Below are 13,100 nucleotides of genomic sequence, written 5' to 3'. Positions count from 1 at the left end.
CATTCAGAAATACCACTGTGCTGTTGGCAGATAAGGCAGCAGCACATCTGAAAAGCACTCTTTCTCTACTATTTCACCGTTTAAATTGATGATTTCCCCTTGTTTCCTGAAACAGGGCAAGTAACATAGAATAAGTTGCCCCTTGTGGGGATATTCATTTTCATAAACTTGAACTGATAAAGAAGAGAGAAATCTATGAGCGTAGCGCCTGTAGTCGACGTACTGCAAGGCCGGGTTGCGGTTGATAGTGAAATCACCGTTCGCGGCTGGATACGTACAAGGAGAGATTCTAAAGCTGGCATCTCTTTCCTCACCGTCTATGACGGTTCCTGCTTTAATCCATTACAGGCCGTCGTTAATAATAATTTACCCAATTATCAGGATGAAGTTCTGCATTTAACTACCGGCTGTTCTGTCGAAGTGACAGGAACGGTTGTTGCTTCCCAAGGTCAAGGGCAGAGCTTTGAATTGCAAGCGACGAAAGTCGTGGTGATCGGTATGGTTGAAGATCCCGACACCTATCCAATGGCGGCTAAACGCCATAGCATTGAATACCTGCGTGAAGTGGCTCACCTGCGTCCACGCACTAACCTGATCGGTGCTGTTGCCCGTATGCGCCATACTCTTGCTCAAGCGCTACACCGTTTCTTCCACGAAAATGGCTACTTCTGGGTTTCTACCCCATTGATCACGGCGGCTGATACAGAAGGCGCTGGCGAGATGTTCCGCGTCTCCACACTGGATCTGCAAAACCTGCCTTTAACTGACAACGGTGGAGTGGATTTCAACCAAGATTTTTTCGGCCGTGAAGCTTTTCTGACTGTATCCGGCCAATTGAACGGTGAAGCATACGCTTGTGCATTAAGCAAAGTTTACACATTCGGCCCGACTTTTCGTGCTGAAAACTCTAATACCAGCCGCCATCTGGCAGAATTCTGGATGCTTGAACCGGAAATTGCCTTCGCCAACCTCAACGATGCCGCCTCACTAGCTGAAAAGATGCTGAAATATGTTTTCAAAGCTGCATTGGCAGAGCGCGCTGACGATCTACAATTCTTCGCTGAACGCGTAGATAAAGATGTTATCACCCGCCTGGAAAAATTTATTAATTCTGACTTTGCTCAACTTGATTACACCGATGCCATTGAAATTCTGCAAAACTGCGGCCAGAAATTTGAAAATCCAGTCTTCTGGGGAGTTGACCTTTCTTCGGAACATGAACGTTATCTGGCAGAGAAACATTTCCAAGCTCCGGTTGTCGTGAAAAACTATCCAAAAGATATTAAAGCCTTCTATATGCGAATGAACGACGACGGTAAAACTGTCGCGGCAATGGATGTGCTTGCACCAGGCATTGGCGAAATTATCGGTGGCTCACAGCGTGAAGAACGCCTGGATATGCTGGATAAGCGTATGGAAGAGATGGGGCTTAATAAAGAAGATTATTGGTGGTACCGTGATCTACGTCGTTATGGCACCGTACCTCACTCCGGGTTCGGACTGGGCTTTGAACGTCTGGTTGCTTACGTGACTGGCGTGCCAAATGTACGTGATGTCATCCCATTCCCGCGCACGCCAAGAAGCGCAAACTTCTAATGAATACGTAAATAAACATTAAAAAATGATTATGTATAAAGCCAGCAAAAGCTGGCTTTTTTTATTCTTCCAATTCAATACACGATCAAAAATTCTATTACATTTACATTTTGCAATATATTATTTTCACTTTATTACAAAAACCGTCACTTTGTATCAATTTAATGATGGATAAAATCCACGACTAATGAAAAACTGTGCCCCGAATCGGACAACACAATATTTTCATAAATAATTTCAACGAGTTTCTTAAAGGAATTATTTCTGTCAGTAACAGATGTCCGAATAACACCAATACTGGTCATTAACGATAGTAATTAAATGAAGGTAACAATAATGAAGGGTAGTATCCTTTCCGTGGTCATTCCAGCACTATTAACTGCTGGTATAGCAAATGCCGCTGAAATTTATAACAAAAACGGTAATAAACTGGATCTCTATGGCAAAGTTGATGCACGTCATCAATTCGCCAAAATTACCGAAAAATCAGATACAGACCCTACCTATAGTGAGGATGGTGATGCAAGCTATGTTCGTCTGGGTTTCAGAGGTGAAACCCAAATCAATGACCAACTGACCGGTTATGGTCGTTGGGAATACAATATTCAAGCTAACAAAGCTGAGGCAAACAATTCCGAAGGTAATCAAACCCGTTTAGGTTTCGCTGGTCTAAAATGGGCTAAATATGGTTCTCTGGACTACGGCCGTAATTACGGTGTTCTCTATGACGTCAATGCCTGGACTGATGTACTGCCAGTATTCGGTGCTGACTCCATGTCGCTGGCTGACACCTACATGACTAATCGTGCTACCGGTGTCCTGACTTACCGTAATACGGATTTCTTTGGCCTGGTTGATGGTCTGAACTTCGCCCTGCAATACCAAGGTAAGAACGACGAAGACAATAAAAACGGCCGCAACTCATATCGTAAGCGCGGTGATATCGTCAAGCCCAACGGGGGTAGTAACGGCGACGGTTTCGGCCTCTCTATGACTTATGATATCGGTAATGGTATCAGCTTAGGAGGAGCCTACTCCAATTCTGACCGCCCTATTACACATGAAAGGCTCGTGACATCTGTCGCTCGCGGTGAAAGGGCTGAGGCATGGAACGTTGGTGCCAAATATGATGCAAACAACCTATATTTGGCTGCCATGTATGGCGAAACTCACAATATGACCTCTTTTGGCTACCAAGGTATTGTCTCTGCCAAAACGCGTAATATCGAATTAACTGCCCAATATCAGTTGGATTCTGGCCTGCGCCCATCTCTGGCATATGTTCAATCCAGGGGAACAACTTTTTTCACTCATCAGGACTGGGTAAAATATATCTCTATTGGTTCTTATTATAATTTTAACAAAAGTTTGTCTGCCTATGTTGATTACAAAATCAACTTAGTACATGACACCCACTTCACCAAATATCTCGACGTCAACACGAATAACGCTGTGGGCGTAGGTTTGGTATATCAATTCTGACGGTCTGAAATAAATTAGGTAGATTAATAGAAAATCCAATTAATATGTTATGGTGCTCACTTAAAGTGAGCACCCCTTTTTTCAAGAATAATCATTATCAGGTATCTGTCAAAAAATGGTATATAACACATCGACAAGCATATCAGTAAGTTACATATAAGAAATATGATTGGCGAAATAAACACCAATTTTACTCTTTTTATTAAGATCAACAGGTAATTTTCTTCCGCCACTGACTGCGAGTCATTTTTCATTTTTTTGATCAACTGGACCAACCAGAGATTAAAAAATAATCTCATATTTACATTTTGAAACACTTTGTTTCACATTTTTACTAAATTTTCTTTTTTATAGCATTTTGTGAGTGGATAAAAATAACAACCAATGAAACACTTGACAGCGAAACAGACGACACTAAACTCTCACAAATAGTTCCGTAGATTTTTAAAGAATTATTTTTGGCAGTGGCAGGTGTCCGAATAACACCAATGAGGGTAATAATAATGATGAAACGCAATGTTCTTGCAGTAGTAATCCCAGCTCTGTTAGCTGCTAGCGCAGCAAATGCGGCTGAAATTTATAACAAAGACGGCAACAAACTGGATCTGTACGGTAAAGTTGAAGTCCAGCACAAATTCGCTAACAACAAAAGCGGCGAAGATGGCGATAACTCCTTTGCCCGTCTGGGCATCAAAGGCGAAACTCAAGTTAATGACCAACTGACCGGTTTTGGCCGTTGGGAATACAATATCAAAGGTAACCGTGCAGAAGGTACTGACGAAGAAACTAAAACTCGTCTGGCTTTCGCTGGTTTGAAACTGTCCGACTACGGTTCAATGAACTATGGCCGTAACTATGGTGCAGTTTATGAAGTCAACGCTTGGACCGACGTGTTGCCAGTATTCGGTGGTGACTCAATGGCGCAGACTGATAACTTCATGACTGCCCGTTCTACTGGTCTGTTAACTTACCGTAATACCGATTTCTTCGGTCTGGTCGATGGCCTGAATTTTGCTCTACAATATCAAGGTGAGAACAGCAACAACACAGCTAACAGCCGTGAAGTCCGCAAAGACAACGGTGATGGCTACGGTTTCGCTGCAACCTATGACGTAGGTTATGGTATCAGCGTCGGTGGTGCATACTCTAACTCTGCCCGTACTTCTGCACAAAAAACTGCCTATAATATTGATAAAAACGAAGGTTCTACTGCCTTAGGTGATCGCGCTGAAGCATGGAACATCGGTGCCAAGTACGATGCTAACAATATCTACCTGGCTGCTATGTACGGTGAAACCCGTAACATGACCCGCTTCGGTGGAAAAGTTGGTAGAGAGAATATGGAAAATATCGCTAACAAAACCCAGAACATCGAATTGACCGCCCAATATCAGTTCGACTTCGGTTTACGTCCATCTCTGGCATACGTTCAGTCTAGAGGTAAAAATCTGTTCGGTGACCTTGAGCATGATGGGAAAGAATCCGACAATCGCGATCTGGTAAAATATATCTCTGTTGGTAGTTACTACTACTTCAACAAAAACCTGACTACCTATATTGATTACAAAATCAACCTGCTGGATAGCAATGAACTCACCAAAACAACAGGTATCAGCACTGACAACGTTGTTGGCGTAGGTATGGTTTATCAGTTCTAATTACTCTGTTAATAAATAGATTTAGCTGAACAAGTTAAGCATCACGAAAAGAAAGCAGCGCTTATGTGCTGCTTTTTTAGCCTTATGTTTTCTCTCTACTATTCCAACTTTTTCTCACTCCGCAAACTGCCTCACAAGATTATCTTCTTTTTACGACAAATAGTTGGCAAACTGTTTTAGCAACGTTAACCTGACTACCCTTTTGAGCTTAACTCTGAGCTTTGGAATTACAAACATGTTTGAGAAAATTACCGCAGCGCCTGCCGACCCTATTCTTGGCTTAGCCGATAGTTTCCGTTCTGATCCTCGTACAAATAAAATCAACCTTGGTATCGGTGTCTATAAAGATGAAACAGGAAAAACCCCTGTCCTGACCAGTGTTAAAAAAGCTGAACAATATTTACTGGAAAACGAAACAACAAAGAATTATCTGCCGATTAGCGGTTTAGCTGAATTTGGCCGCGTAACTCAGGAATTACTGTTTGGCAAAGATCACCCAGTCGTCACAGATAAACGTGCCCGCACAGCACAAAGCCCTGGCGGTACAGGTGCTTTACGTATTGCTGCGGATTTCATTGCCAAACAGACTAACGCTAAACGAGTTTGGATTAGCAACCCAACCTGGCCAAACCATAAAAACGTTTTTTCCGCCGCTGGCCTGGAAGTCTGTGAATATAAATACTATGACACTGAAAAACACACGCTGAATTTCGAAGGCATGCTGGCAAGCCTGGCTGAAACTCAAGCAGGTGATGTTGTTTTGTTCCACGGCTGCTGCCACAATCCGACGGGCATCGATCCAACCCCGGCACAATGGGCCAAACTGGCGGAAATGTCTGCGGAGAAAGGCTGGTTGCCTATTTTTGATTTCGCTTATCAAGGATTTGCCAAGGGCCTAAACGAAGACGCAGAAGGCCTACGTATTTTTGCGAAAAATCATGATGAACTGATTGTTGCCAGCTCTTACTCCAAAAACTTTGGCCTGTACAATGAACGTGTCGGCGCCTGTACTATTGTTGCTAGTGACGGTGATACAGCAGAAAAAGCATTTAGCCAGGCTAAAGCGATTATCCGTGCTAACTATTCCAACCCACCTGCTCATGGTGCATCTGTTGTCACCACCATTTTGTCAGATGAAGATCTGAAAGCAGCTTGGGAACAGGAACTGACCACCATGCGCGAACGTATTCAGCGTATGCGTCAACTGTTTGTCAATACTTTGCAGGAAAAAGGGGCAAAACAGGATTTCAGCTTTATCATTAGCCAAAATGGTATGTTCTCATTCAGTGGCCTGACAAAAGAACAAGTAGAACGTCTGCGTGAGGAATTTGGTATATACGCTGTCAGTTCCGGTCGTATTAACGTTGCTGGCTTGACGTTGGAAAATATGGCTCCATTATGTGAAGCTATTGTTGCAGTACTCTAAGTTAATATTTATCTTATGAAAAAGTCGCTGAATTTCAGCGGCTTTTATCATTTAGAAGATTCGACGTCCGACACAATTGCGATATGACTCTTATAGCTCAAACACCACTGCCCGGTTCTGCTGATTTATGTTTTATCAGCTTATCGTCTATGGATGAGATTATTCAACATCTGCAACAATATTAAAGTTGAAATCCTTGAAGGGCCGGTTAAACGTACCGGAGCAAACGGAGCCATTATGTCCGTGATCCGGATCAAAATCTAATTGAAGTCTCCAATCAATTATAGTTGCTATCAAACAACTATCAGCCAGCCCTCAGATTGACACTTATTGACTATAACGTTACGTCACATCACCAACTTGGTACTTCATCCTGTAAAAATGGATTAGTCTGCCGCTCATAACCTAGCGTCGACATTGGCCCGTGCCCTGGAATAAATTCATAATCATCACCAAGTGGCAGCAGTTTATCTTTAATTGAGTTAATTAACTGCCGGTGATTACCGCGTGGAAAGTCACTACGCCCAACTCCCCCTTTAAATAGAACATCTCCCATATAAATCAGCTTATCTGCATGATTCACAAACACAACATGCCCCGGTGTATGCCCCGGACAGTGCAATACAGATAAATCAACGCCCCCCACCCGCAGCTCATCACCTTCATTTAACCAGCGATCAGGTTCAAATGATGGGCATTCTTCAATGCCAAACATCCGACTTTGAGCTTGCAAGCCTTCGATCCAGAAAGCATCTTCCTGCTGTGGTCCGTAGATCGGCACATTAAAATGCTTAGCGACTTCCGCCGTTGCACCAACATGGTCAAAATGACCATGAGTCAATAAAATCTGGGTCAATTTCAGGCCACGACGTTCTATCTCGGCGATCAGTTTTTCTGCTTCACCGCCCGGATCAACAACTGCCGCTTCCTTACTCTCTTCGTTCCAAATAAGGGTACAATTCTGCATAAAAGCAGTAACAGGAATAATTTGGTATTTCATTATTTCATTTACTCCATAGTCAAAACAAAATAGTTACTCACCAGATTACCACGTCCTGACGGGACCTGTATCAATATGAACGAAATTACTGTGTGGATAGTATCCTACCCCTCCTGCTTTCATTTTCAGAGCAGCCTTACAGATACGACTAAGCTCAATACCTTCAATATGAAAATCCATCGCCCGCCCGCGAGTATGGTAACTCTGTTTAGCCACGCCTTTACTTTGCTTGCGCAACTGATTGTTGGTTACCAGTGAACGGTAACCAGAAATGAGTTGTACAGGCTTATTAATACCCATCATCATTTGCAGCAAATAAATCTGATCAAATAATTTAGGATCGATCGTTTTAACTCTATTTTGACGGTAATCCCGAAACAAATGATCCAAGCGAGCCAGCTCTTCTTTGTTGTAACGATAGCCGTCAAAAAACTCAGCTTTGATCGTTTCACCCGTATGTAAGTTGTCAAAACGTAAAATTCGTGGGCGTGGAGTGGCTAGAGTCGCAAAAGTATGCCCCGGCAACAAACTCAAGCCTAAAGCAGCGGCTCCTGCACCAAGCCACTTGCGGCGATTATGATCGATTATATCCATGAAGAAACATCTACCCAAATTATGGAAAAAATAGGCCAACAGGCAATTGGTCACTGGTCACTGGTCACTGGTCACTATGACAATTAATAATAAAAATTAGTTGCGTTTAGTTTTGTAAAGGTAACAACTTTGACAAAAACTGGGAGCCTTGTCTCACACTATTGTCGTAGTCATAAATATCGGTACGGTACTGAGGTACCCCCTGCTCATCTACCCAAGCAGTTAAATAATACAAATAAACTGGAATACGCTGTGGGATGTTAACATAAACGGTATTGCCCTGTTTCAGGGTATTATTCACTCTACTCTGATGCCAACCTACATCTTCCAATAACATACTTGCTAATTCTGAAGCCTTGTTAACCCGTACACAACCAGAACTGATCGCTCTGATATCTTTGTTAAACAGACTATGGTTCGGCGTATCATGCAAATAGATAGCATCAGAATTTGGCATATTAAATTTATAACGACCTAATGAGTTAGTCGGCCCCGGAGCTTGCCATATTCGATAAGGAAAGTTAGCAGGCGTAATCACGCTCCAATCAATAGTGTAAGGGTCGATTACACTGGCATCAGCACGCCAATTTGAAAAGATAACGTATCCTCGCTGTTGAAAATATCCGGGATCATCAACCGCCCGTGGTGCGATATCTTTTCTTGCCAGACTAGTTGGCACACTCCAGGGAGGATTAATCACCACATTATTCAACACACTACTCATAATGGGTGTCTTACGGCTTGGGCGACCAACGATCACTTTCGAGCTCAACACTTCCTGATCATTAAGATAATAATGCAATGAATAATCGGGAATATTGACCATAATTCCTGTGGACACATCTCCTGGGATAATACGTAAACGCTGGATATTAAGCGCCATCAATCCTGCTCTGGTTTGAGCTGAAGTATTTAGCCAATTCCTTGTGCGTTTACCGATTACGCCATCCGGTGCCAACCCTTGCCAATGCTGGAAATTTTTTACCGCAGTCACCAATTCAGGATCGTAGATATGATCTGATTGAGTTGTCAGTTCGCTCAACATACCAAGACGAATAAGTATTTCCCTCAACACAGCGACATCAGAGCTACTCTGTCCCGGTTTTAGCGCACTTTTGTTAGCAAGCTGTGACCACGGTTTACTATCAGCCAGTTGTTTCATCATCTCCTTACGCATATTTTCATATTGAGGATGTTGTGGTGCCAGTGCTGCGACATAAGCGGCCACATTGTGATCGATAATAGCTTGCTGCCACTGATCTATAACGACTGGTGAAGGTAATACAATTTTGTATGGTATTTTGTATGGAATAGTGCGATAGAGCCAGCTTTGGCCCTGATGGCCGACATCTGAGACAAATTGTAAATAACCTAGCATAGCATCCGATAAGATGAGATCACGTCCCATCTGGCTCAATTGAGCATCATTGAGTTCAATCAGCCATTGACCAAATTGCGGCTGAAACCCAGCCAATGCAAGTTCTGAAAGTTGTTGTTCAAAGCGTTGAACCGCGATTTTATCTTGCCACAAAGGTTGCATCTGGTTAGAGGAGTACAAATTAACCAACCGGTCAAAGAAAACGGGCTTAATTTGGGCGGGTATCCAGCTTCGCAGCGTTTTACGACGTTCTGTTTCTGAAATTGTAGTAGTTTGAATTTGTACTTGTTCAGGCGTGGTTATCTCAGATATCTTTTCAATCTGCATTTTTGGCAGATTTTGAATATCACCTTCAATAAGCCTATTCTGATGATTAGCTAAAGCATATCCAGCTATTATTGATGCGCTACAAATAACCGAAATACACAGTGGCTTTATCGCTCTTTTTACCATATCAACATACCCACCTTCAGAACATTCTCATGAGTTAATTTTAATTATGACAAATTTAGACTCTAATCAAAGAAAAACAACGAGTTATTTACATTGTAAACTATTTACCTACAAAAGAAATATAGCCATCGCCAATCAATCCAGCACACAAGAGCAAAAAAGACGCCAAAGCGTCTCGTCTATGTCTATATTTAAACCGCTTTCTTAACTCAGCAAAGAGACCTACCTGATAACAGGCAGGCCCTTCATTCAACGCTATTCCTACGATAATTTCTGGTTTACTACAGCGCGACTATCATGATGAAGAAGTGCTATCACATGAGGCAGTACCATATGCAGCGAGAAATGACTGAACAGCGATGGCAATTCGCTGAGATTTCTCCTCTGGCGTAGGTAAACCAATGCCCAAAGTAGCCTTAAGCCTTGGCGTTCCAATGATGCCATCGATAAACACCTCTGCGGAGATTTTTGGGTCTGCTATGTTCAATTTTCCCTCCTTCACCTTTCGTACCAGATATTCGACAAGAAAATCTACTATCTTTTTGACCCCCTTTTCATAATAGATTTTACCTAGTTGCGGAAAACGTTGAGCCTCCAGGGTTACCACCCGGTAATTCGCAATCATTGCTTCTGAAAGAATTACCGTGAAAACTTCCTCTGCAAAAATGGTTAACGCTTTCCCAATATCTGGTTCGGGATTCATGGTCTTGTCCAGACCGCCTTCAACTTCTTCTATTCTCTGCTTAACAACAGCGACTAACAGCTCTTCTTTAGAAGGGAATCGGCTATAATAGGTTCCCTTCGAAGCATTAGCACGTTTCGCCATCTCATTGATACTGGCACCATCAAAACCCCGTTCTGCAAATACTTGAGCAGCAATTTTTAACAGCTCGTTAACTCGTTCTCCTGAAATTCTAGAGTACGAACGGGTTCTTTTGTGATCTGTTTGGGCTTTAGGTGGATTTGTCATGTAAAAAAACCTAAATTTTTATTGGTACCGAACGGTACGGTATACTATTATTAAGACTATAGCAGTAACACAACCCGATGGCTGTGATCAAATGGTCCTGGCCAGCTACAGTCACCATGATTCTTTCAGAATCACATCGTACTACTTATGGAGAAAAAAGAAATGAACGTTGGAATAATTGGTTCAGGGATTGGTGGAGCATGCCTGGCACATGGCTTGCGCAAAAACGGAATAAAGGTGAAAGTCTATGAACGAGGCTCTGCTACGTTATCCATACTTCCCGGTTATGGAATTTACGTCGATACATTCGGCCAACAAGCAATGCAGGAATGCCTCCCGGAAACCAACTGGCTAACCTTTCAAAAGATTTCAAAGCCTGTTGGTGGACAGACAAGATTCTATGATGAGCATCTGCGTCTTCTTCTCGCAGCTCAGAGAGATATTCATCAGGAGGATGGACAGATCATTACCGAAGATCGGATGTCAATCAGCCGATCTGAACTTATAGAAGTACTAAACGAGGGGCTCTCAGATACCGTTCAATGGAACAAAACGTTCGAGCGTTATGAACACATGCAAAACGGTAAAGTCAGGCTTTTTTTCACCGATGGAAGTCACGAAGATGTTGATGTTCTTATTGGTGCGGATGGAAGCAATTCAAAAGTACGCAAGCAGTACCTCCCCGCGATAAAAAGGCTTGATATTGGTGTCACTCTCACCGTTGGACGTGTACGACTTACTCCGGCTCTTGCTGCCTCATTACCTCCATATTTGCTGGATGGATCGCCCAACAATATTGTGCCTAAAAGCCCTGGTGGATTGTTTGTCTCTCTATGGCGTGCTCCGATCAATACTCAAGTAAAAGCCACATCGACAGAAATTGGTGATTTTGTCATGTGGGCCTATGCAGCAGCAACGAATAGCTATCCGAATACGATTACTGACTTTCCTGCTGAATCTCTGTGTGATCTGATCCGCTCCCGTATTGCTTCATGGGACCCAAACCTGCATACCCTGATTAAGCAGAGTGATATGGAAAACATCTCTGTGATTCCGTTACGCAGTATGGAGCATCTCTTACCCTGGCGCTCCAGCGCTGTCACTCTACTTGGCGACGCTATTCACAACATGACGCCAATGGTAGGAATGGGAGCAAACATAGCGCTTCGAGACGCACTTTTACTCACGCAGACGCTGGCTCGCGTAGCATCTGGTCATGAAGAGTTAATCAAGGCGATTTCAGATTATGAACAACAAATGCGGACATATGCTAATGAAGCCGTTGAGATTTCGTTACGTACCGCGCTAAATGCCGCCGACCGCTCAATGATCAAGCGAATACTGTTTCGAACAGTACTTCGGGTTGCACAAACTTTACCTCCAATAAAGCGAGTGCTATTCCCGATAACAAAATCTGCCCAACACCAGGGAAAAATAAAATTAGGTACTACACATTCTTTTAGTAGTACGCAATAAAGAGGCTTTCACTTTACCTCCAGATAACTTAAATGAACGATTAGCAAAGAATTTGCAGTAATATTGCGTCGGCCAAAGAATAGAGTCTGGTTTTAGTAAATTAGTGAGAACTTCTTTTTTGAAAATAAAGACTTAATCAGGGAGATACGATTATTTTCTATCGGATCGACCGGAAGATTTTTGTCTAAAAAAAATAATAAAAATCCATGCCCGGATTATTAGGTAGGTTTTTGCCAAATTTACAATGGCTTAACTCCATATTATCCGGGCTACAAAAACTTATGAAACTATATATTTTTAAATCTATTTTATTTAAAAGATATGAATTAAATTAATTTACCATTTTATATGGTAGATTCACATAATAAATTATTCCGATTATCGTGCTTTGCATTTAAATCCTTTAGAAGATAACCATATCTTATCTCCTGATATAACTAACAGCCAATTGGGTAGTGCCGTTTTGGATTCACTTTATAAAAGTCGGTTGGTCGATCCGGATAATGATTTTTTTGATAATGAAAAAACATCTGAGCGATATGAGGAATGGATTAAAGATGAAAAGGAATAAGCTGTTTTTAACCATTCTGTCCCTGTTAAAAATATGGCATTAATCGATGCCGATTTGCTTAATCTGGTTAATCCTGTAAAAGGTTTTAATATAATCTCATATTCTTGTTATTAGGTTAATACTATTATTTCGTCACCTCCTTTATCAGCTTAAAACTCGTTTTTCCTGACATTTTCTCTTCCAATATCAGTATAGCATTGCGTTTTTTACCTGCTTTAAAAAATCTTTCATTACGACCTCTTACTTTTAATGATGAAATTTTCTACTGGCCTTTTCATCGTGGCAGCTTGCCCTGGCCCGATTGCCAGAGGCCATCACGCAAAAACTGAAAGAATCATGGCTGGCGTAAGGAAATAATATCTCCATCCTTATCGTGATTTTCTGGCATTTAATATAATAGATTCCCCATTATCAGGATTAAAAAACCGATCTCTGATCACATTTCATACTATCCATTCTGACAGTCAATTAATAACACATTAGAATGGTTTAATGA

10 protein-coding genes are annotated in these 13,100 nt (G+C 42.0%); 6 read left to right on the top strand and 4 right to left on the bottom strand.

Annotation, left to right across the window (positions count from 1 at the left end; translation table 11 throughout):
• The first annotated feature begins 195 nt into the window (after window positions 1-195).
• The 4 genes from asnS to KZ793_RS04625 all read left to right on the top strand — a co-directional run bounded on the left by asnS (window position 196) and on the right by KZ793_RS04625 (window position 6,162).
• Window positions 196-1,596, top strand: a complete 1,401-nt coding sequence (asnS, locus tag KZ793_RS04640; protein ID WP_225813940.1) for an asparagine--tRNA ligase — start codon at window positions 196-198, stop codon at window positions 1,594-1,596.
• A gap of 336 nt (window positions 1,597-1,932) precedes the next feature.
• Window positions 1,933-3,078 carry a porin gene (locus KZ793_RS04635; RefSeq protein WP_225813939.1) on the top strand — a complete coding sequence of 382 codons (1,146 nt, stop codon included), beginning with the start codon at window positions 1,933-1,935 and terminating at the stop codon, window positions 3,076-3,078.
• A 503-nt stretch (window positions 3,079-3,581) separates the two neighbouring features.
• Window positions 3,582-4,736, top strand: a complete 1,155-nt coding sequence (gene ompC, locus KZ793_RS04630) for a porin OmpC (RefSeq protein ID WP_317987442.1) — start codon at window positions 3,582-3,584, stop codon at window positions 4,734-4,736.
• Window positions 4,737-4,971: 235 nt separating this feature from the next.
• The gene (locus KZ793_RS04625; protein ID WP_225813938.1) at window positions 4,972-6,162 is read left to right on the top strand and encodes an amino acid aminotransferase; all 1,191 of its coding nucleotides are present in this window, start codon (window positions 4,972-4,974) and stop codon (window positions 6,160-6,162) included.
• 352 nt (window positions 6,163-6,514) lie between these two features.
• On the opposite strand, the gene KZ793_RS04620 is transcribed toward KZ793_RS04625, so the two are convergent.
• The 4 genes from KZ793_RS04620 to KZ793_RS04605 form a co-directional block, all read right to left on the bottom strand.
• On the bottom strand, window positions 6,515-7,162 hold the full coding sequence (locus tag KZ793_RS04620; RefSeq protein ID WP_118984495.1) for an MBL fold metallo-hydrolase: 648 nt from the start codon (window positions 7,160-7,162) through the stop codon (window positions 6,515-6,517).
• A gap of 45 nt (window positions 7,163-7,207) precedes the next feature.
• Entirely contained in the window at window positions 7,208-7,756 is a 549-nt protein-coding gene (locus KZ793_RS04615; protein ID WP_225813936.1) for a YcbK family protein, read from the bottom strand.
• A 106-nt stretch (window positions 7,757-7,862) separates the two neighbouring features.
• Window positions 7,863-9,587: a L,D-transpeptidase gene (gene ldtD, locus KZ793_RS04610; protein ID WP_225813934.1), complete on the bottom strand. Its 1,725-nt coding sequence runs from the start codon at window positions 9,585-9,587 to the stop codon at window positions 7,863-7,865.
• Between the two features lie 295 nt (window positions 9,588-9,882).
• Window positions 9,883-10,557 (bottom strand): TetR/AcrR family transcriptional regulator, encoded by a 675-nt coding sequence (locus KZ793_RS04605; protein ID WP_225813932.1) that lies wholly within the window; start codon window positions 10,555-10,557, stop codon window positions 9,883-9,885.
• A gap of 162 nt (window positions 10,558-10,719) precedes the next feature.
• On the opposite strand from KZ793_RS04605, the gene KZ793_RS04600 reads away from it, so the two are divergent.
• Window positions 10,720-12,033 carry an FAD-dependent oxidoreductase gene (locus KZ793_RS04600; protein ID WP_225813931.1) on the top strand — a complete coding sequence of 438 codons (1,314 nt, stop codon included), beginning with the start codon at window positions 10,720-10,722 and terminating at the stop codon, window positions 12,031-12,033.
• Between the two features lie 355 nt (window positions 12,034-12,388).
• Window positions 12,389-12,604 carry a contact-dependent growth inhibition system immunity protein gene (locus KZ793_RS04595; protein ID WP_225814327.1) on the top strand — a complete coding sequence of 72 codons (216 nt, stop codon included), beginning with the start codon at window positions 12,389-12,391 and terminating at the stop codon, window positions 12,602-12,604.
• Window positions 12,605-13,100 lie beyond the last annotated feature (496 nt).

The sequence above is a fragment of the Photorhabdus antumapuensis genome, from assembly GCF_020387775.1.
Classification (GTDB): domain Bacteria; phylum Pseudomonadota; class Gammaproteobacteria; order Enterobacterales; family Enterobacteriaceae; genus Photorhabdus; species Photorhabdus antumapuensis.
This window is presented reverse-complemented; position numbering and strand designations above follow the sequence as displayed.